The 18,333-nt window shown below is 64.8% G+C and carries 22 protein-coding genes; 12 read left to right on the top strand and 10 right to left on the bottom strand.

Annotation, left to right across the window (positions count from 1 at the left end; genetic code table 11):
- The first annotated feature begins 29 nt into the window (after positions 1-29).
- Positions 30-446 (top strand): hypothetical protein, encoded by a 417-nt coding sequence (locus HT136_RS20820; protein WP_214201776.1) that lies wholly within the window; start codon positions 30-32, stop codon positions 444-446.
- Here HT136_RS20820 and HT136_RS20825 read toward each other — a convergent pair.
- From HT136_RS20825 to HT136_RS20835, 3 genes are read right to left on the bottom strand one after another with little or no spacing between them, the layout of a single operon-like run.
- Positions 429-1,640: an MFS transporter gene (locus HT136_RS20825; RefSeq protein ID WP_214201777.1), complete on the bottom strand. Its 1,212-nt coding sequence runs from the start codon at positions 1,638-1,640 to the stop codon at positions 429-431. The genes HT136_RS20820 and HT136_RS20825 overlap by 18 nt on opposite strands.
- Positions 1,637-2,518: a DUF8021 domain-containing protein gene (locus HT136_RS20830; RefSeq protein ID WP_214201778.1), complete on the bottom strand. Its 882-nt coding sequence runs from the start codon at positions 2,516-2,518 to the stop codon at positions 1,637-1,639. The genes HT136_RS20825 and HT136_RS20830 overlap by 4 nt, the downstream gene beginning before the upstream one ends.
- Entirely contained in the window at positions 2,515-3,132 is a 618-nt protein-coding gene (locus tag HT136_RS20835; protein ID WP_214201779.1) for a nuclear transport factor 2 family protein, read from the bottom strand. Before HT136_RS20835 ends, HT136_RS20830 begins: the two co-directional genes overlap by 4 nt.
- A gap of 183 nt (positions 3,133-3,315) precedes the next feature.
- Between HT136_RS20835 and HT136_RS20840 the strand changes: the two genes are divergently transcribed.
- From HT136_RS20840 to HT136_RS20850, 3 genes are all read left to right on the top strand, one after another.
- Positions 3,316-4,788, top strand: a complete 1,473-nt coding sequence (locus tag HT136_RS20840) for an aldehyde dehydrogenase (protein ID WP_214201780.1) — start codon at positions 3,316-3,318, stop codon at positions 4,786-4,788.
- The gene (locus tag HT136_RS20845) at positions 4,785-5,210 is read left to right on the top strand and encodes a nuclear transport factor 2 family protein (RefSeq protein WP_343222267.1); all 426 of its coding nucleotides are present in this window, start codon (positions 4,785-4,787) and stop codon (positions 5,208-5,210) included. Before HT136_RS20840 ends, HT136_RS20845 begins: the two co-directional genes overlap by 4 nt.
- A gap of 86 nt (positions 5,211-5,296) precedes the next feature.
- A complete protein-coding gene (locus HT136_RS20850) occupies positions 5,297-6,235 on the top strand; it encodes a sensor domain-containing diguanylate cyclase (protein WP_214201781.1) in 939 nt (312 codons plus the stop codon).
- Between the two features lie 9 nt (positions 6,236-6,244).
- Here HT136_RS20850 and HT136_RS20855 read toward each other — a convergent pair whose 3' ends face one another.
- Genes HT136_RS20855 through HT136_RS20875 form a run of 5 tightly spaced genes read right to left on the bottom strand, consistent with a single transcriptional unit; the run spans position 6,245 to position 8,918 of the window.
- Positions 6,245-6,748 carry a nuclear transport factor 2 family protein gene (locus HT136_RS20855; RefSeq protein ID WP_214201782.1) on the bottom strand — a complete coding sequence of 168 codons (504 nt, stop codon included), beginning with the start codon at positions 6,746-6,748 and terminating at the stop codon, positions 6,245-6,247.
- Positions 6,745-7,167 carry a nuclear transport factor 2 family protein gene (locus HT136_RS20860; RefSeq protein ID WP_214201783.1) on the bottom strand — a complete coding sequence of 141 codons (423 nt, stop codon included), beginning with the start codon at positions 7,165-7,167 and terminating at the stop codon, positions 6,745-6,747. The genes HT136_RS20855 and HT136_RS20860 overlap by 4 nt, the downstream gene beginning before the upstream one ends.
- Before the next feature lie 13 nt (positions 7,168-7,180).
- Positions 7,181-7,705, bottom strand: coding sequence for a DUF3237 domain-containing protein (locus HT136_RS20865; RefSeq protein ID WP_214201784.1), 525 nt, complete (start codon positions 7,703-7,705; stop codon positions 7,181-7,183).
- A gap of 23 nt (positions 7,706-7,728) precedes the next feature.
- A complete protein-coding gene (locus HT136_RS20870; protein ID WP_214201785.1) occupies positions 7,729-8,490 on the bottom strand; it encodes an SDR family oxidoreductase in 762 nt (253 codons plus the stop codon).
- A gap of 2 nt (positions 8,491-8,492) precedes the next feature.
- Positions 8,493-8,918: a nuclear transport factor 2 family protein gene (locus HT136_RS20875; protein ID WP_214201786.1), complete on the bottom strand. Its 426-nt coding sequence runs from the start codon at positions 8,916-8,918 to the stop codon at positions 8,493-8,495.
- Positions 8,919-9,027: 109 nt separating this feature from the next.
- Here HT136_RS20875 and HT136_RS20880 point away from each other — a divergent pair, with 109 nt between their 5' ends.
- The gene (locus tag HT136_RS20880) at positions 9,028-9,423 is read left to right on the top strand and encodes a nuclear transport factor 2 family protein (RefSeq protein WP_214201787.1); all 396 of its coding nucleotides are present in this window, start codon (positions 9,028-9,030) and stop codon (positions 9,421-9,423) included.
- Here the strand turns inward: HT136_RS20880 and HT136_RS20885 are convergent.
- Positions 9,413-10,996, bottom strand: a complete 1,584-nt coding sequence (locus tag HT136_RS20885; protein ID WP_214201788.1) for an FAD-binding oxidoreductase — start codon at positions 10,994-10,996, stop codon at positions 9,413-9,415. The two genes, HT136_RS20880 and HT136_RS20885, sit on opposite strands and share 11 nt — an antisense overlap.
- 80 nt (positions 10,997-11,076) lie before the next feature.
- Between HT136_RS20885 and HT136_RS20890 the strand changes: the two genes are divergently transcribed.
- From HT136_RS20890 to HT136_RS20905, 4 genes are all read left to right on the top strand, one after another.
- Positions 11,077-11,637, top strand: coding sequence for a MarR family winged helix-turn-helix transcriptional regulator (locus HT136_RS20890; protein WP_246544037.1), 561 nt, complete (start codon positions 11,077-11,079; stop codon positions 11,635-11,637).
- A 202-nt stretch (positions 11,638-11,839) separates the two neighbouring features.
- A complete protein-coding gene (locus tag HT136_RS20895; RefSeq protein WP_214201789.1) occupies positions 11,840-13,075 on the top strand; it encodes a multidrug effflux MFS transporter in 1,236 nt (411 codons plus the stop codon).
- Between the two features lie 33 nt (positions 13,076-13,108).
- A complete protein-coding gene (locus HT136_RS20900) occupies positions 13,109-13,495 on the top strand; it encodes a VOC family protein (protein ID WP_214201790.1) in 387 nt (128 codons plus the stop codon).
- A 117-nt stretch (positions 13,496-13,612) separates the two neighbouring features.
- The gene (locus tag HT136_RS20905) at positions 13,613-14,455 is read left to right on the top strand and encodes a p-hydroxycinnamoyl CoA hydratase/lyase (RefSeq protein WP_214201791.1); all 843 of its coding nucleotides are present in this window, start codon (positions 13,613-13,615) and stop codon (positions 14,453-14,455) included.
- A gap of 183 nt (positions 14,456-14,638) precedes the next feature.
- On the opposite strand, the gene HT136_RS20910 is transcribed toward HT136_RS20905, so the two are convergent.
- On the bottom strand, positions 14,639-14,902 hold the full coding sequence (locus tag HT136_RS20910) for a hypothetical protein (RefSeq protein ID WP_214201792.1): 264 nt from the start codon (positions 14,900-14,902) through the stop codon (positions 14,639-14,641).
- A gap of 1,063 nt (positions 14,903-15,965) precedes the next feature.
- Between HT136_RS20910 and HT136_RS20915 the strand changes: the two genes are divergently transcribed.
- The 3 genes from HT136_RS20915 to HT136_RS20925 are packed head-to-tail and all read left to right on the top strand — an operon-like array spanning position 15,966 to position 18,216.
- Positions 15,966-17,156 (top strand): hypothetical protein, encoded by a 1,191-nt coding sequence (locus tag HT136_RS20915; protein ID WP_214201793.1) that lies wholly within the window; start codon positions 15,966-15,968, stop codon positions 17,154-17,156.
- A 34-nt stretch (positions 17,157-17,190) separates the two neighbouring features.
- Positions 17,191-17,643, top strand: a complete 453-nt coding sequence (locus HT136_RS20920) for a peptidoglycan-binding domain-containing protein (RefSeq protein ID WP_214201794.1) — start codon at positions 17,191-17,193, stop codon at positions 17,641-17,643.
- Positions 17,644-17,679: 36 nt separating this feature from the next.
- Positions 17,680-18,216, top strand: a complete 537-nt coding sequence (locus tag HT136_RS20925) for a hypothetical protein (RefSeq protein ID WP_214201795.1) — start codon at positions 17,680-17,682, stop codon at positions 18,214-18,216.
- The last annotated feature ends 117 nt before the right edge of the window (positions 18,217-18,333 follow it).

Raw genomic sequence — 18,333 nt, forward strand, 5'->3', positions numbered from 1 at the left:
CCCCGTTCGAAGCGAAAGGACGACACGCCATGCGCACGGTCTATCACGTCAGCCGCTGGGTCTTCGGCCTGTGGTACCTGTTCTCGGGGGTGGAGTTCTTCACCCCCTTCGACCTCCAGCCGCTCGGCAACACGCCGCTCGGCCAGGAATTCACGCTCGCGCTCATCCATTCGGGGCTGTTCGCCTGGATCAAGGTGGCCGAGATCGTGCTGGCCGTGCTCGTTCTCGCCGACCGCATGATGCCGCTCGCCGCCGCAGCGGCGGTGCCGCTCACGGTGGTCATCGCCTACTGGAACTTCGTGCTCGAATGGGGCGTCGTCGAAGTCGTCTTCGGTGCGCTGACGGTCGCCTTCAACGCGGTTCTGCTCTGGCCCTACCGCGCCTACTATCTACCGATGCTCACCGCCTGGCGCGGTGAGCGGGACTTTTCAACGCGGTTGCACTGACGCTCGCCGCACGGCGGGTAGCAGCAAGGTCAGCCCCAGGCACAGGGCCACCGGCAGCGCCGCGAGCGCGAAGAAGCTCGCCGCGCCAAAGCCTTGCCCCAGCACCGCTGCGCCCAGCAGCGGCCCTCCGATCGCCCCGATCCGGGCCACCGCCACGGCCAGCCCGATCACGCTCGAAAGCAGGCGCGCAGAAAACAGGCCCGAGGCGACCGCGAGGATCGCAACGTGCACTCCCGAGATTCCGCCGCCCGCGACGAGCAGCAGAAGCCCCCAGCCCTCGCGCGTGGGGGGCAACAGGGTGAAGGCCAGCAAGCCCAGCGCGATCACGCCATAGCTGCCCGCGATCACGACCGTCACCTTGCCTCCGTCAAGCAGGCGGGCGAGCAGAAGCCCGATCACCATGCCGCCGAATTGCAGCAAGGAAACCGCGTGCGCCGCCGTCTCAAGCGAAAATCCGGCGCGCGGCAGCACCGTGGGCACCCAGGAATTGACGTAGTAGAGCGCCCCCGCGTTAACACCATAGAGCACACAAATAAGCGCGGTTGCGTATACCACGGGAGGCTGGAGCAGGCGCAACAGCGCGGGCTTTCCCGGCGCGGCGTCGGCGACTTCGAGGGCCGCCGGAGATTCGCTCAGGAACAGCCAGAGGAGCGCCAGAAGGAAGAGCGTGACAAGGCCCGGCAGCAGGAAGATCGCGGGCCATCCGGCCCAGGCCACCAGCGGCGTGACGACCAGACCCGATCCCGCCGCCCCCAGCGGGATCGCCATCGAAACCAGCGTCATCGTGCTCGCCCGGCGTCCGGGACGCGCCAGTTCGGCGCTGAGCGCGGTGACGTTGGGAAGGCAGGCGCCGAGCGCGAGGCCGGTCAGGAGGCGCCAGGCGGTGAACGCCTCGACCGTCCGACCGGTCGCCGTGCCGAACGTCGCCAGCGCAAGGACCGGAAGGGCGAGGAGAATGACGCGCCGCCGCCCCAGCCGGTCGCCAAGCGGGGCGAGACCAACCGCGCCCAGGCCCAGCCCCAGAAGTACCGCCGAGAGCGCAAAGCCGAAAGTCTCGGGCGCATGGCCATAGGCCTTGACCAGGTGGGGCACCGCCAGCGGCATTGCGGTCAGGTCGTAGCCGTCGAGCAGCATGACCGCTGCGCACAACGCCAGCGAAATTCCGCGTTGACGCGCACAGAGAACCTCGCTCATGCGCCCGCCTCCCGGGCGTCCCAGGGCGAGGGCATGTGGTAGGGAACGGTGATGAAATTCGCCTCGACCTGCCGGATCGCCCCATGCTCGATCTTGAAGACCTCGGACAGGTAGAACGTGTGCGGGCGGCGGATATGCGATTCCACTTCGGTGCCATCGGTCAGGCGGTAGCGCTCGAGCCGTCCGCAATGGTCGATGAAGCCATGCGCCAGGACCAGCCCGCGCGCGACGTCGACCAACGGAAAGCGGCGGCCGCGCAAGCGATCGTCGTACCGGTACCAGCCAAGGCGAAACTGCGCCTCGCAGCCCAGCTTCGCGATCGGCAGCATGAAGGCGGGGTTGTTGGTGGTCTGCGTGCCGTTCTCGACACGCTGGCAATCGGGATGGAAGGCAGTGAAGAGCTGCCCGTCGTTCTGTTCGAGCGTCGCGAAATAGCCGTTCGCGACCGAGATCAGGCGCTCGCGCGTCATCCGCTCTACCTCGGGCACCATGGCCTCGAGCACCGGCTTCGTCTCGAAGCGCGGATCGGGAAACCGGAGCGCCTCGTCGCGCGCGCGCACCACGATCAGCTCGACCTCGCATATCAGGCCCCCGGGCGTGACGCCGAGACGCAAGCTGGCCGCGGATTCGTCGCCGCTCTCGATCACCGTGGTGAACAGGGCGACCTGCCCGGTCTCGGGATCGCAGAACCGCAAGTCATAGCTCCCCCTCCCGGTGATCGTCCCCCACAGCCCATCGCCCGGAGCAAGCGCGACGTTGTTCTCGGTGTGGAGCACTTTTGCGGCCCACCCCACGCGCGCGGGATCACGCGCCAGGAGCGCTTCGAGGTAGCCATCGAGAACGGCGTAGAGCCCGGCCCTCTCCCAGCGCGTGGTCATGCGTCCCCTCCCGCGCGCGGCGGAGCATAGTGGAAGGGCGGCACGAAGACCTCGGGAAACGCCTCGTAATCGACGGTCGGCGGCCGATCGGGCTGCAACCCGTTGATCGAACGCAACAGCGGCACTCCGCCTTCGTTGAGGCCCCGGTCGAACTCGCAGTAATAGGTGATGAAGCCGTGGAGCGCGGCGATCCGCCATTCGCCCTCGACGCGCCGATAGGCGTTCTCGTAAGTCGCCTCGCCCCAGCGCGCCACGCCGCCCAGCCAGGCGATCTGGATGAAGGTGCGCCAGCGCGCCTTGGCCGTGTCCCCTGCAACATGGATGACGGGCTGCAACTGCATGTGGTTGAACAATGCGCCGCGCTCGTAGGGCGGCAGTGCGTGCAGGTAGGCGCGCACCCGCTCACGCCCGACGTAGACCCCGCGCCCTGCGATCTCGAGCGTGCCGTCCGGCGCAAAGAGGTCCGCCGCCTGATCCCACAGCCCCTTGTCGACATAGTAGCCGTACATGGCCTGGAGATTGGCGATCCCGGTCCAGTCGCGCGCGGCGCGCACCTCTTCGCGCAAATGCGCCAGTTCGGCGCGCAGTTCGGCCAGCTCGCTGCCCTCGTCCATTGCCCTTCGTCCTCTCCCATGCCCCACGCAGTCCACCGTCTGCCGGCATGACCGCACCGGTCCCAACGCGTTTTGGGCGTTGCGCCACATCGTAACGTTCGTTATCGTTTTGGCAAGACAGGCGCACGGCCGGGACGAAAGCCGGCTTCGAAGAGCTGCGCAGATGGAAGAGGACCCCCGCAAATGACCCCCGAAGGCGTTGAAATCCGCAATCCCGAGAAGCTCTACATCGCAGGAGCCTGGGTCGAATCGACCGGCACTGCGCGCTTCGAACTCGTCTCGCCCGACACCGAGGAGGTCGTCGGCGTCGTTGCCGACGCGACGGCCGAGGACATGGACCGCGCCGTCGCGGCCGCGCGCGAGGCCTTCGACACGGGTCCCTGGCCGCAGCTGAGCCCGGCCGAGCGCGGCGCGGCCGTGCTGCGCTGGGCCGAGGAGCTGGAAAAGCGCCAGGGCGAACTCTGCGCGGCCTGGACCGCCCAGGTCGGCGGCCTTGCCAGCTTCGCGCCGCAGATGCACGGCGGCGCGATCGCGACGATGAAGTTCATCGCCTCGCTCGGCAGCTCGTTCGAATTCGTCGTTCGCCGCCCGAGCCAGATGGTCGACACCGCGCTCGTGGTCTACGAACCGGTCGGCGTCGCCGCCTGCATCGCGCCGTGGAACGCGCCTTTCGGCATTCTCTCGAGCAAGGCCGCCTACGCGCTCGTCGCGGGCTGCACGGTCGTCCTCAAGCCCTCGCCCGAAACCCCGCTCGAGGCCTATATCATGGCCGAGGCAGCCGAGGCGGCGGGCATCCCGGCGGGCGTCGTCAACCTGGTGTGCGGCGGGCGCGACGCCTCCGATCACCTCGTCAACAACCCCGGCATCGACAAGGTCAGCTTCACCGGCTCGACCGTGGCGGGCCGACGTATCGGCGAAGTCTGCGCGGGCCGCGTGGCGCGCTGCACGCTCGAACTGGGGGGCAAGTCCGCCGCGATCGTGCGCGACGACTTCCCGATCGAGGCCGCTGCGCAGATCCTGGGCAACACGATCACGGTCATGAGCGGGCAGGTCTGCGCGATGCTGAGCCGCGCGATCGTCTCGAAATCGCGGCACGACGAACTCGCCGAGGCCATCGCGGGCGTGATGAAGGGGGTCAAGATCGGCCCCAGCACCGCGCCCGACACCCAGCTCGGCCCCCTTGCCATGAAGCGCCAGCTCGAGCGGGTGGAGGACTATATCCGCATCGGCAAGCAGGAAGGCGCCGAACTCGTCACCGGTGGCAATCGGCCGAGCGCGATGAACAAGGGCTATTTCATGGAGCCCACGCTGTTCGCCAACGTCGACAACACCAGCCGCATCGCGCAGGAGGAGATCTTTGGGCCCGTCCTCGCGCTGATCCCCGCCGAGGACGAGGAGGATGCGATCCGCATCGCCAACGAGAGCCAGTTCGGGCTCAATTCCTCGGTGCTGACCGGCGATGTCGATGCCGCCTACCGCCTCGGGCGACGCCTGCGCGCGGGCGGCTTCGGGCAAAACGGCATGCGCCTTGAATTCGGCCTGCCTTTCGGCGGCTTCAAGCAGTCGGGCATCGGGCGCGAGGGCGGGGTGGAAGGGCTCCATTCCTTCCTCGAGAGCAAGACCATGCTGCTCGACGGCATGCCCGCCGCGCTGTGACGTCCGCCAGCCTGACCGAAGCGGACTACCACCGCTACATCGAGGCCTTCAACGCGCGCGATTACGCCGCGCTGGAGGCCTTCTTCACCGACGAATTCGTGCTCGAGAACGCGGGCTTCGCGGTGCGCGGCAAGCCCGCGTTCCGCGCGTTCTACGCCTTCTTCCACGAATATTGCCGCGAGACGGTGCAATTTCGCGGCTTCTATCCCGGCACCGAGGGCTTCGTTGCCAACGTCGTGATCACCTTCGAAGGGATCAAGGACCTATCAACCGAGGTCCTCGTGCAGAAAGGCTACCCCGGAATGTCGGTGGTGCCGCAAGGCGCGCGCGTCGATGTCGAGTTCCTCATTCTCTACCGCGTGAACGAGGCCGGCCTCATCCACCACATCAAGGGGGCGGTCTGGGTCCCCGAAACCCCCTGAACACCGCCTTGCAATGGTTAGTTCACTTTTAAACATTTTCCCCTACAACCCCTTGCAAGGATAGTCTTTCAGGGCGGTAGATTCGAGTGGCTTCGCGCATTGTGATCCCGTCAATACCCAGCGCGGCGCTCCATGCCATCCACGCCTTCTCGCCGCCCTCGGAGCAGGGGCAGAGCTGGACGCTCGGCTCCCGGGACATTGGCGCCTTCTCCTGCGACCTGCACGACGAAAGCCTGACCTGGAGCCAGACGACCTTCGACCTCTTCGGGCTCGAAAGCGGCAGCCGGATCGACCGGCGCATGACGCTCGAGATGTACGAACCGGAATCGCGCAAGGCGCTCCATGCGGTGCGCTCGCACGCGATCCAATCGCTTTCCGCCTTCTCGCTCGAAGCGCAGATCCAGTCAGCCTGCGGCACCCAGCGCTGGATCCGCATCTGTGCCAGCGTCGAATCGCGCAACGGGCGTGCCGTGCGTCTGCACGGGACAAAGCAGGACATCACCGAGGAACGCCGCAATCTCGAGCGGCTCGAAGCGCTGGCCTACACCGACGCCGTGACCGGCCTTGGCAACCGGACCTGGTTCCACGCCGCATTTCTCGCCCCCACTCACGGCGCAAAGCTTGCCGCGCCCGCAGGTACCCTCGTCCTGTTCGATCTCGACCACTTCAAGGCGCTCAACGACAGCCACGGGCACCTTGCGGGCGATGCCTGTCTCGCGCGGTTCGCCAGCCAGTTGAAGGCCCTGTTTCCCGACGCCCTCCTCCAGGCCCGGATTGGCGGCGACGAGTTCGCCATGCTGCTTCCCCGGGGCCTCGACGAGGACGCCCTGGCGCAGCGGTTGCACCGCGCACTACGCACCCTGGCGATCCCGATCGACTGGGAAGGCACCCCGATCACGATCCGGGCTTCGATGGGCCTGGCGCACGTGAAGGGTGAGGGTACGCTCGATCCCAATGCCTTGTTCCGGCTCGCCGATGCCGACCTCTACCGCGCCAAGGCCCTGCGTCCGCAACCCGAACGCTAATCCCCGTCTTCAGTCGAGCCGCTGCCGGTTCGGATCGGTTTTCAGCATCGCCGCACTTTTCGTCGCCGGGTCCCAGTGCTCGGCGATCAACCCGTTCTCGATGCGGAACAGGTCGAACCAGCTGGTGTGGTAGATCTGCCCCTGCGCATCGGTCTCGGTGCGCACGAAAGCCATCGAGACCATGTCGCGCTCGGCCAGCATCGCGACGAGCGGCAATTCGATGGTGGGCCGGATCGCGCGTTCGGGCCGCGACCCGCGAATGAAGGCCTCGAGCGCGGCACGTCCGCTCACCACGTTGGGGTTGTGCTGGATGTAGCCCGGCGCGATGAACTCGTGCGCGCGTCCGGCGTGCCCGCCTTGCAGCACCACGCGGTACATGTCGTAGCAAAGTCGCTTGTTGGCGGCGAGCACCGGGTCGGCGCTGGCGAGAAGCTGCGCGTGATCGCTGGCGACCACCGGTGGCGTCTGCCCCTCGGGCACCTGTGCTGCGGGCCTGAGTGCGGTCGCCGTCATGACCCCGCTCCCGGCCGTTCCTCGCTCCACGACCGCGCCCACTTGCGCGTGTCATCCCAGTGTTCGACGATCATCCCGTCCGCCAGCCGGTACATGTCGAAGGCGTGCCCCGGATATGTCTCGCCCGGACGCACGGGGTCGGGCTGGTCCTGCTGCCAGATCACCACCACCATGTCGCCTTGCGCGACGGTGCGCACGAGGTGCTTGGTGGCGGGGGGCACGAAGCCCTGCGGCGGATCGCGGATGAGATCGGTCAGGTGGAGGAGCTGCTCACGCCCGGAGGGCAGGTTCACCGCGTGCTGGACGTAGTCGGGGTGGATGTAGCGCAGCACCGCCTCGCGGCTGCCCTCGCGGATCACCCCCTGCCACATGTCGAGCACCACGCGTGCGTTGCGCGCCTCCAGGCTTTCCGCTTCCATGCCCTGCCCGCCCTCAGATCAGCGCGTAGTAGCGCAGGAGGTTGCCATCGGCACGGCGCTCGCCCACCCCGATGAAGACGTGCTTGGTGAGCCAGTCGTGCTTGCCCACCGGGCATTCGAAACTGGGGTTGCCGCGCAAGTAGTACTCCTGCTGCTCGACCGGCTCGCCCCCCTTGAAGGCCCAGTCGCGCAATCGGTCCATCGTGCCGGGCTTGCGCCCCCACAGGAAGCCCCGGTTATTGAGGAGGATCAGCGTGCCGTCGTCTTCCTCGAGCATGTAGCGCGCGTCGAACACGGCCACGTCGTCGGGCCGGAAATAGGCATAGTCGCCCCCCGATCCGGGTACCGCCTTGCCCTTGAGGTGCGGCCCTTCGAAGGTGCCTCCCTCGACGTAGACCGCGCTGCGGTTGCCGCCCGCCGGGGTGTTGGCAATCATCTGCACGCGCGGGAAGGTCAGGCGCACTTCCATCGCGAATTCGAGGCGCGGGTTGTCGATCGTCGAAAAGGGCCCGGCATAGGGCGTGGTATCGTGGGTCATGGCATCCTCATCCAATTCGCATTTCAGCCGATCTCGAGCGCGCCGCCGTCGACCATCAGGTTGGCTGCGGTGATGAAACTGGCCTCGGCCGAGGCGAGGAACAGCACCGCGTCGGCCACTTCCCTCGCCGCGCCCATGCGCTTCATCGGCACCGCCGCGATCATCTGCGCGCGCATCGCCTCGACCGCCGCCTCGTCCATGCCCGGGTTGCGGTAGAGCAAGGGCGTTTCGATCGGCCCGGGGCTGACCATGTTGACGCGGATGCCCTGCCCGACGTACTCGCCCGCGAACTGGCGCATGGCGAGCGCGAGGCCCGCCTTGGCCGCGCCATAGGCCGCGTTGCCCGGCACGAAGGCATGGCCACCGATCGAGCCGGTGACGACGATCGCGCCCCCATCGCCCATCAGCCGCACCGCCTTCTGCATGGCAAAGACGCAGCCGCGCAGGTTGATCGCGTGGACCTGGTCCCAGTAGTCGGGCGTCATGCTCTCGAGCAGCGCGAAGCCGCCCATCCCGGCATTGACCATGAGCACGTCGATCCCGCCGTCCTCCTGCTCGACCTTGGCGTAAAACGCGTCCATCGCGGCAAGATCCGCGATGTCGACCGAGGACCCGCGCGCGCCGGGGATCGACGCGGTTGCTCGCGCGATCGTGGCCGGGTCGCGCCCGGTCAGGCGCACCAGCGCTCCTTCGGCGGCAAACCCCTGCGCGCAGGCAAGGCCGATGCCGCTGTTTCCGCCCAGCACGACCACGCGCTTGCCCGTGAAGCGATCTGCGCGCGCCACAGTCAGAACGGCCCGATCGGATTGGGGCTGTCGCTGGGCACTTCCATCATCACGTCCCAGTGCTCGACGACCATGGTGTTCTCGAGCCGGAAGATATCCATGATCGCGTAGCCGGTGTCGCCCGGCCAGCGCCGCAAGTGGTAATGCGCGATGACGTGGTCGCCATCGGCGAAGATGCGCTTGATGTCGTGGACGGGCTCGGGCGAATGGACTTTCGCCTCGCGCAGGAACTGCTTGAGCGGCTCGGTGCCCTGCCCCACCATCTGGTTGTGCTGGATGTAGCCGGGCACGATGAAGCGGTCGACCGCATCGGGATCGAGCGCGTCGAGCACCTCGCGGATCATCGCGCGCACATGATCGATATTGGCCTGCTCCTGCGCGGTGTAGGCGCGCGTCTCGGGCGTTGCGGTCTGGGCCGTCCGGGTCATTCTCTCTCCCTCCACCACGTGCGATGGCTTTCGTTGCGCTCGATCGTAACGTTCGTTATGAATTTGCGCAAGCGCCCGCAGAGCCCGGCGCAAGAGGGGAGAGAACCGCATGACCCGCGAGGACTACGAACGCTACGCCGCCGCCTTCAACGCGCGCGACTACGATGCCGTCTACGATTTCTACGCGCCCGGCGCGCGGCTCGCCTTCTTCGGGGTGGAACTGCCGACGCGCGAGGCGTTCAAGCGCTTCTACGGCTTCCTCCACGACCACGTCGAGGAAAGCCTCAGCATCGAGCGGTTCGCGGCTAGCGAGGAACTCGTCGCGCTCGAAGGGGTGATCCGTATCGCGGCGAAGCGCGACCTCACCGCCGAGGCGCTTGCAGCCGAGGGGCTCGACCAGTTCTTCCCGATCCGCGCCGGCGAAGTCCAGGAACTGCGCCAGTACATCCATTATCACGTGGAGGACGGCAAGTTCACCGGGGTGAGCTGCGCACTCATGGCCTGAGCACGCGCGCCGATCCCCCCTCGCGATAGCGCGCAGGCCAGATGCCCTGCTTGCCCGGAGCGAGGATGCCGTTGGGGTCGATCGCATCCTTGAGCAACGCGTTGAGCCGCGCCATCGCGCCGGGCCCACCCTCGCGCGCGCCATAGTCGAGCGTTGCGGCGACGCGGTCCATCGCGTCGATATGCGTGCGATACTCGGCATAGCCCTCGCGCGCGGCGTCCTCGATCAGCCGGTTCATCAGCACGGGAACCGACTTCGCCATCGCCACATCGTCGCGGTCGTAGAGGATTTCGTTGATGCTGATGATGGCGCGTCCCCCCACCGAGAAGGCCCCGTAGTAATCGATGCCCGCCGCCTCGAAGCGCGCGCGCGTGCGTTCGAACTGCGCCTGCGCAAGCGCGCCATCGGCGGGCAGGATCGGCGAGAAGCCGAGGTGCCCGCCGCGTCCGCCGTACCAGTCGATCATCATCATGTCGCGGGTGGAGGGAATGCCCGCGTGGCTCGCGCCGAAGTCGTCGCCCTGGCGCCAGAGGCGCGGTTCGGGCCGCGGACCGAGCGCCTTCTCCAACGCATCGGCAACGACCCTCGCCTTGGCGCGAATGACCTCCTCGTGCCCGTAGAAGTTGAGCTGCGCGTTCCACCAGCCGATGCCGAGCTGGCGCCGGATCTGTGCGCCCACTTCTTCGGGCAGCAGTCCCTCCCCTTCGTACCAGGTGCGGCGCGGCCCCACGAACGAGGCGATCCCGACATAGCTGACCCAGGCCGGATCGTGATCGATCAACCCGCGCTGGCGCAAGGGATAGATTGCATCGACCCCGCGCGCGAGATCGCCCGGCTCGGCCAGCGCATAGTCCATCGACAAGGTCGCCTCGGGCGCAGGCATCAGCCAGAGGCCGAGCCGCGTGACGATCCCGAAGTTCGACTGGCAGAACATCTGGTCCCAGGCCGGACCATAAGTATCGCGCGACAGGTGCCAGGTCTTCGAGCCCGCCATCGCGCCCGTCCCGGTGCGCACCAGCGAGCCGTCGGCCAGCATAACCTCGAGTCCGCAGATCTGCGCCCCATGGTCACCGTAAGGCTGCGGCCCCTTGCCGCGCTCGAGCGCATTGCCCGCCACGCTGCCCCAGGCGTTGCCCGGAACCGACATCCACAAAGGATGTCCCAGCCGCGCCAGCTCGTCGTAGAGGTCGTAGAAGCCGACCCCCGGCTCGACCACGCAGAACCCGCGCTTCACGTCGATCTCGTGGATACGCTTCAGCCCGGAGAGATCGACCACCACGCTTCCCGCCAGCACCGGCGCGGCGCCGCCGTACCCGAAGTTCTTGCCGCGCGAGACCGGCCAGAGCGCAACTTCGTGCGCGTTGGCCAGGCGCACCACCTGGCGCAGTTCCTCCACCGAACGCGGCGCGACCGCTCCGGCCGGCTCGTGCGCGGTTGCATCGAAGCCCATCTGGTCGGTATAGGCCATGCGGTCTTGTGCCAGAGCCTGCACCCGATCCATGCCGAGCGCAGCCTCACACGCCTTGAAGAAGGTTCCGATTGCGCCCCGATCGTCCGTTGCCACCTTGTGCATAGCCCTGCCTGGCTCCTCATCCCGGAGCGAGACAAGTAACATTCGTGATGATCTTGACAACCAGCAAAGCCGACGCCCAAATGACATCCATGGATGAAACCGACCCGACATCGTTGCCAGGCGAGCCTGTTGCAGCCCCGGCCGACGGGGTGGTTTCGGTCAGTCCGCACGCGGCGATCCTCCATCGTCTGCTCAAGTTGTCGAACCGGTTGATGACCCCTTTCTCGGTCAACCTCGAGCACCAGTACAAGATCAGCATCAACGAGTTCCGCATGCTCATGCTGATCGGGCGCCACCCCGATTCGGCCAGCCACGAACTGGTCGAACGCACCGGCGTCAACGCCATGAGCGTCTCGCGCGCGATCGCCGCTCTCGAACGCCACGGCCGCGTCAAGGTCGAGCGCGACGAGACCAACCGCCGCCGAAAGCGCCTGAATCTGACGGCCGAAGGACAGCGTCTCTACGCCATCATGCGCCCCCAGACCGACCGCGTGGCCGACTATCTCCTGTCGCAGCTCAAGCCCCACGAAGTGGCCATGTTCGACCATATCCTGACCACGCTGATCGACACGCTCGAGGCAACCGACGCCGAGGGCCACTCGCTGTTCCTCGAGCGCACCCGCCCCGACGCGGACGACTGACCCGACCTCCCGGCAAAGCACCGCCAGCTCCCGATCGAGAAACCTTGGCGCGCCGTGCCGTGCGCTTTCCCAGAACGCAAATTGCACGGCACGGCGCGGTTGCACGCGCGCAGTCATGCCTTGCTTCGTAAGCAACACACATTATAACATTCGTTATGAATAAGCTCGCAATGTCGCCCGCTCCGCGTGCAAGGCACGCCGAATGACACAGGCCTCGCAGACCATCCCCGCCAGCCCCGAGCCGGGCGGCCCACGGCTCGGCTTCGGAATTGCGCTCGGCTTCCTCTCTGCGCTCGGCCCCTTCGCGATCGACCTCTACCTGCCGGCGATGCCGCAAATGGCGAACGCGCTCCACGGCGATGCGAATACCGTCCAGCGCACTTTGTCCGCCTTCTTCTTCGGGCTCGCCTTCGCGCAAATTCCCATCGGCGCGCTGGCCGATCGCTTTGGGCGCAAGCGCCCCCTCATCGCCGGGCTCGCCCTCTTCGTCCTCGCCTCGTTCGCGTGCAGTTTTGCGCAAAGCCTCGAGCAACTCGTGGCACTGCGCTTTCTCCAGGGCATGGGCGCCTGCGCGGGCACGAGCAGCGCGCGCGCCATCATCCGCGACCTGCACAGAGGGCACCACGCCGCGCGGTTGATGGCCTTCACCTTCCTCGTCATCGGCATCTCGCCGATGCTGGCGCCCCTGCTCGGCAGCGGACTGCTCCACCTGGTGTCGTGGCGCGGACTTTTCGTGATCCTCGCCGGGGCGGGACTTCTTGCCGCGCTGTGCGTGCTTTTGCTTCTCCCGGAGACCTTGGCGCCAGCCGATCGCGCGACGGACTCGGGCGGTTTGCCGCGCGCGATCGTCGCGCTGCTCGGCAATGGACGTTTTGTCGGCTGGGCCCTCGTCGCGGGCCTTGCAACAACGGTGCCCTTTGCCTTCGTCACCGCCGCGCCTTTCGTCTATTCCGGGCTTTACCACCTCACGCCCGGCTGGTTCAGCCTCCTGCTCGCGCTCAACGCGGCCATGTCGATCCTGGCGACACAGCTTACCCCGCGCCTCCTGAAGCGCCTGGGCGCAGTTCGCCTTGCCGCAAGTGCCGCCAGCACCGCCCTGCTGCTGACCGCCGTGCTCGGCCTTGGCGCGCTCCTCGTACCGGATGGCGTGCCGCTCGCCGCGTTCCAGGCTTACTCGGTCCTGCTCTTCATGATCGCCGGACTGGTCCTGACCCCAGCCGCGACAAGCGCGCTCGACGCGGTGCGCAGCGGCATTGGCGCCGCCGCCGGAACGCTGGGCACGATCCAGCTCGCCGTCACCGCGCTCGCCAGCGCGGCGGTGAGCCTGTGGCCGCCGGTTTCGCTTCAGCCGCTGACGATGGTATTGGGAAGCGCCTTCGCGGCCATGCTCGCCATCGCACTCCGGATCGCGCGCAGCCCCGCCCCGGCGCAGGCCTGAAACGACCAACACCTGGTAGAGAGGACCCCTGTCATGTTCACCCACGCCTATTTCGGAAGCAACGACCTCGCGAAATCCAAGACCTTCTACGACGGGGTTCTCGGCGCGCTTGGCTACGTTGCCCAGCCTTATGGCGGCATCGGTTACGTCTATCCCGCAGCCGCGGGAGCGCTGGTGATCGCAAAGCCCGCGAACGGCGAGCCGGCGACCTTTGCCAACGGCCATACCCTGGGTTTCAGCGCACCCGACTACGCCGCAGTCGATGCCTTCCACGCGGCAGGCCTCGCCGCAGGCGGCACCTGCGAGGGCGAGCCGGGCTTCCGCCCCAATTCGCCGGGCAACATGTACGGCGCCTATCTGCGCGACCCGGACGGCAACAAGATCTGCGCCTACGCGCCCAATACCGGCCCCCACACCTGATCGCTCGCCACCTCGACGAAAGATGACGGTTTTGCTTGATCGCCGCTTCCATTATTGTATCCTGAGGATACATAAAACCTCGGGCCGGGAGAGCCTGCCAGCGAAAGGAAGTCGACGATGAGTGAAGAACAAGCCGATACCGTCACCTACGAAGTCAAGGACGGCGTCGCCTGGGTCTGGTTCTCGCGCCCCGCCAAGCGCAACGCGATGAGCCCCAAGCTCAACCGCCGCATGATGGAAGTGCTCGACGAGATCGAATACCGCGACGACGTGGGCGTGCTCGTGCTGGGCGGCCAGGGCACCGCCTGGTCGGCGGGCATGGACCTCAAGGAATATTTCCGCGAAACCGAAGCGCAGGGCCTGCGCGGCGTGCGCAAGTCGCAGAGCGAGAGCTACGGCTGGTTCCGCCGCCTGCGCTGGTACCAGAAGCCGACGATCGCGATGGTCAACGGCTGGTGCTTTGGCGGCGGTTTCGGCCCGCTCTTCGCCTGCGACCTTGCGATCTGCTCGCACGAGGCCAAATTCGGCCTGTCCGAGATCAACTGGGGCATCCTGCCCGGCGGCGGGGTGACCAAGGTCGTCGTCGACCTCCTGCCGATGCGCGATGCCATGTGGATGACGCTGACGGGCGACCTCGTCGACGGCCAGCAGGCCAGCGCGATGCGCCTCGTCAACGAAAGCGTGCCCGCCGACCAGCTCGAGGCGCGCACCGCCGAAGTCGCGCAGATGCTGCTCCAGAAGAACCCCGTCACGCTCAAGTTCGCCAAGGACGCGGTTCGCCGCGTGGGCCTGATGACCTACGACGAGGCCGAGGACTACCTCGTGCGCTTGCAGGAAGCGATGAACTTCCACGACAAGAGCGAAGGCCGCAAGGAAGGCATCCGCCAGTTCATCGACGAAAAGAGCTACAAGCCAGGCCTCGGCGCCTACGACAAGGACCGGGCCAAGGCGGAAAGCTGATCGCTTCTTCCTGGCCTGGATCGACCGAAAGCCGCTTTCCCGACGGGGAGAGCGGCTTTTTTTGGGCATGATCAAGGCTGGTTGGCGCCCTTGACGGTCGCTCAAGAGCCGAATTGACGTGCCAGAGAGCCGACCGACCGCTTTCCCTCTCCGTCCAGGTCGGTTGGAGGCCCAGATGGGTGGCTAGCTGCCATCCGAATCTTTGCGGTCGCTGATGAACCGAACGCATAAGAACGTTATCGTTACGGCAATCAAGGTCGGCACCAAAAACGGCACTTGCCGCCACCACGCATCCTCCGTTCCCGGAGCCGGATCGCCAAAAATGCGCCCAAGATCGAGGAAGACGAAAGCAAATAGCCCTATGATCGCAGCAATCAGGCATCCGTTTCGGTTGCGTGGTTCGAGACCTTTGTAGCCGTTGCCCATGTCAGTAGAATAGTGCGTCAAGAGACGCCTGCAATAGGCGTTTGCAACTGGTCGGCTTCGCGCCCTTGCCGGTCGTTCGAGGGCCGATCTGCGCGTCTGAGAGCGGACCGGCCGGTTCCCCTCACTGAGCAGATCGATCAGCAGTCGCGATGGGTGGAAAGCTGGCTTTCGCTCATCGGGGCAGTGAAGACAACAATCGCGTATGCCGACCATGAGGCAGCAGCCAAAACATTCAGAGCCCGATCCAAAAGTTGTTGAGTAATACCAGCATGTTATGATTCACACCGTCCTTGCGAGAGTTGGAGTAATCAATGGCATGGACTGGCATTGCTCGAGAAGAGCATAGCCGCAAGGGGGCAGCCCGCATAGCGCCCATGCTGCACGTTAACCACGTGCGTTTCGGTGGCGCCCCCTTTCTTTCGAAGAATTTCGACTGCGCTCAGGGCAGCCTGTTGTCAGGCTGCAGCACGAAAGACAGGCGGTCAGCCTCATTGCGGTGAAGGTCACTAACCCCTCTGATGTTCAGTAATATTCCAATAAATTTGCGTTACAAATCAGATTTTTTTACAGTATTTCTCCATAATCAATTCCATTTTATCTTGCATTTCTATCATAAGCGATGACATGCATGTAAAAATAGGGGTAAATGATTCTTTGTTTGATAACTTGGGGATTTATGGCAAGATCTTATCTCACGAAGAGCGCTATTTTATGCGTTTCATTTCTATGTTCCACTTCAGCTGCAAGTGCTCAGCCCGTTAAACTCTCCCAGATTATCAACCCCATCAAAAACCCTGATGGAGGCAGGCCGGCTAGCGGCCGTTACTATGGCGCGCTTTTTGTCAAATTCACGGGCAACACGCCAATAAACGATGACGCTTGCATAACGACGGATTGGTGGAGCTATGCACGAGCCTGGTTCAATTCCCCTAAATCGGTCGCGTCGTCGGTTACCCTGTCTATCCAGCCACAGCTGAACCGCCAGACTTCGGTTGCCCTTCCAATCTACCAGATGTCGGCGAATGAGAAGCCGGAGGCCGGTGAGCCTAAGTGCTTCTCCAAAATCATCGGTGACAGAGTGCAGTTGACTGCCTATCTCCCGAATGAAAGTCAGTCAGGTCTGAAGCTTAACTTCGTGCTCGAGACCTCAGAGAGCTTCGACTCTAAGGCAGCGACCACTTTCGCGTCGGACGCCAAGATGGTCACCCAACTCCTCGGCGGAGCCAATGCGATGGCCTTCGTCTCGACGCCTGCGGTGGCGAAGCTTGAACAGATTGCGGGACGACTGGATGCGACTATCACCACTGTCTTCGCGAAGTCTTCGAGAGACGAGCTGTCGGTAGGATTTGCCTTTCAACCGCCTGCGAACGCCTTCGCTGACGCTTGGCAGCTCAGCCTTAAGGGTATCAATGCAGACACGTCGGCCCCCACGCTGGCGAAGAACTGGGAACCAAACGTCACCTTCTTCATGGGCTACAAACGGTCATTGCTGACGGACGGGAACGAGTGGCCCGAGTATGGGGAGATCATCAACCGGGCCATGTTCCCCGCTGACATCACCTCGGTCAACAGCATGGCCAAGACCATAACGCAGAATCTTGCTGGCGGCTTCAGTCACGAGAGCCTCAATAGCGCTACCACTAGGGACAGCATGGCGCAGCAATGTCAGGCGGTGCGGCGTTGGCTCGGACAGTTTCTGGTGGGAGACGACGCGCTGGCGGCGCGCTTTGCAGTGGTGAGGGCTTATAGCCGATACAATACGATGTCCGATATAAGGTCGGTCGAATGCTTTTCCGCCTCGGACATCAACAGGCTTAAGAGCCTGTCCGCCGAATATGTGTTCGCCGATCCAATAGTGGACGCGGTCCCATACAAGGTGCGCGTCAGCAACATCAATGCGGCGCTTGGCCAAGTGGTCTCCGGCACGATGATCGACAGCAGCTATGACACGCTCAAGGCGCTGCTGATCGAGCTGGACAGCTTCCGTTTCACCGACGCCTCGCACAAGTCGCTGTTTGGGGCGGACGCCATGCTAGCGCTTGGCAGGGACTTCAGCACCTTCGTCTGCGTGCAGGAGAAGAGCGGCGGCAAACTGCTGTCGGTCGGCGCCCTCGCAGTCATGTCAGCCGGTGGGAAGACCCCCGTGCTGCTGTCCTTCGACCAGGCAGGCAAGCTGGAGCATGTCGAACTTACCAGTCCGGAGACGGTACAGGCGATGCTGAAGGTCAGCCCAGCAGAATGGCCCGGACCGCAGGCCGCCTGCAAACTGCCCTGACGGGGGTAACGCCCGCGGTCTCGGGCTGCGGGAGATGCCGGTTCTCGCCGGGTTCGAGATCAAACGCCACTCGGCCGTAAGAGGCATGTCGACTCGCAACGTCATTTGGGGCAAAATCATGATCATCGAGAAGGGATCCCGGGGAGACAGCGTCAAATCGATTCAGGAGACGCTGAACAGACTGCATCTCAAAGGACGTGGAGAGACGAGGGAGTTCCGTTCCTTGCAGGAGGATGGGATATTCGGGGAAGACACCGAGGATGCGGTGATCCTTTTTCAGCGGTCATATGGTCTATATCCCGATGGGAGGGTCGGCCCGGTGACGATGAAGGCGCTCCGCGATGCATCGCAAATCCTGCACGCGGAACTATCGGGTCCGATCCCTCTGCCGGTGGACGAGCGTCTGTCCATCGTGATTGGGCCGGCGGACAAATACGGAGACGGATATGGCAGGGTCAGGTTGAGAAGTGACGCCATGGGCTTCTAACTGAAGGTCCACGATGAAGTGAGGCGGAGGGGCGGCATGCTGACGTCGTCCGGCGGAATCCGCGATCTGAACGCCAAGCTGAATTCGAACCGGAGCGCGACCTCATTCCATTACTCGGGACGCGCCCTGGATCTTTTCGTCTGGAGTGGAATGCAAAAGCCGGAAGTCGATCCCTATGTCGTCCAGCGATTGGGTGACCGTCGCTATAATGTCTATGCGCGTTGTTCGCCCGATCGTGCCGAGGCCGGAAGCTTGCCGCCCATATCGACCGTGGACGACGCGGTCACCTATGCGAACCGGGTGAAAGGCGTGTCGATCACAGGACATTTCCTAGACCTCACGAAGCTTTTCGGCGAAAATGGGTTCAGGTCGATTCGTGCGAGAAAAGGGTTCGAAACGGGCGAAGCTAACGCCCTCGGCGCGGAATGGTGGCATTTTCAGTGGGAAGACGGTCTGAATGCGGGCGTGTCGACCTTCGGTGACGAACTGAAGCGGATTTATCCGATGGCGATCCTCCAAACCAGCGCGCCTTGGGCCTTCAAGGACTATGTCTGGCAAGTGGACTGGTTCTGACTCTTCGTATCGAAAGTCGCATTGCTTGAACTTTATGCCTTCGGTCAGCTGACCGGGGATGATTCCCGATCTTAGACGCAGATCGGGAATGTAGATGTCGCGCGGTGCCCTGCCCGG

The organism is Novosphingobium profundi (assembly GCF_018491765.1).
GTDB lineage: Bacteria > Pseudomonadota > Alphaproteobacteria > Sphingomonadales > Sphingomonadaceae > Novosphingobium > Novosphingobium profundi.

Coding starts and splice junctions, on each gene's coding strand:
- HT136_RS20825 (WP_214201777.1), bottom strand. CDS start 1,640: ATGAGCGAGGTTCTCTGTGCGCGTCAACGCGGAATTTCGCTGGCGTTG.
- HT136_RS20885 (WP_214201788.1), bottom strand. CDS start 10,996: ATGCACAAGGTGGCAACGGACGATCGGGGCGCAATCGGAACCTTCTTC.
- HT136_RS20855 (WP_214201782.1), bottom strand. CDS start 6,748: ATGACGGCGACCGCACTCAGGCCCGCAGCACAGGTGCCCGAGGGGCAG.
- HT136_RS20900 (WP_214201790.1), top strand. CDS start 13,109: ATGTTCACCCACGCCTATTTCGGAAGCAACGACCTCGCGAAATCCAAG.
- HT136_RS20875 (WP_214201786.1), bottom strand. CDS start 8,918: ATGACCCGGACGGCCCAGACCGCAACGCCCGAGACGCGCGCCTACACC.
- HT136_RS20840 (WP_214201780.1), top strand. CDS start 3,316: ATGACCCCCGAAGGCGTTGAAATCCGCAATCCCGAGAAGCTCTACATC.
- HT136_RS20920 (WP_214201794.1), top strand. CDS start 17,191: ATGCCGGTTCTCGCCGGGTTCGAGATCAAACGCCACTCGGCCGTAAGA.
- HT136_RS20820 (WP_214201776.1), top strand. CDS start 30: ATGCGCACGGTCTATCACGTCAGCCGCTGGGTCTTCGGCCTGTGGTAC.
- HT136_RS20905 (WP_214201791.1), top strand. CDS start 13,613: ATGAGTGAAGAACAAGCCGATACCGTCACCTACGAAGTCAAGGACGGC.
- HT136_RS20860 (WP_214201783.1), bottom strand. CDS start 7,167: ATGGAAGCGGAAAGCCTGGAGGCGCGCAACGCACGCGTGGTGCTCGAC.
- HT136_RS20830 (WP_214201778.1), bottom strand. CDS start 2,518: ATGACCACGCGCTGGGAGAGGGCCGGGCTCTACGCCGTTCTCGATGGC.
- HT136_RS20890 (WP_246544037.1), top strand. CDS start 11,077: ATGACATCCATGGATGAAACCGACCCGACATCGTTGCCAGGCGAGCCT.
- HT136_RS20925 (WP_214201795.1), top strand. CDS start 17,680: ATGCTGACGTCGTCCGGCGGAATCCGCGATCTGAACGCCAAGCTGAAT.
- HT136_RS20865 (WP_214201784.1), bottom strand. CDS start 7,705: ATGACCCACGATACCACGCCCTATGCCGGGCCCTTTTCGACGATCGAC.
- HT136_RS20880 (WP_214201787.1), top strand. CDS start 9,028: ATGACCCGCGAGGACTACGAACGCTACGCCGCCGCCTTCAACGCGCGC.
- HT136_RS20895 (WP_214201789.1), top strand. CDS start 11,840: ATGACACAGGCCTCGCAGACCATCCCCGCCAGCCCCGAGCCGGGCGGC.
- HT136_RS20835 (WP_214201779.1), bottom strand. CDS start 3,132: ATGGACGAGGGCAGCGAGCTGGCCGAACTGCGCGCCGAACTGGCGCAT.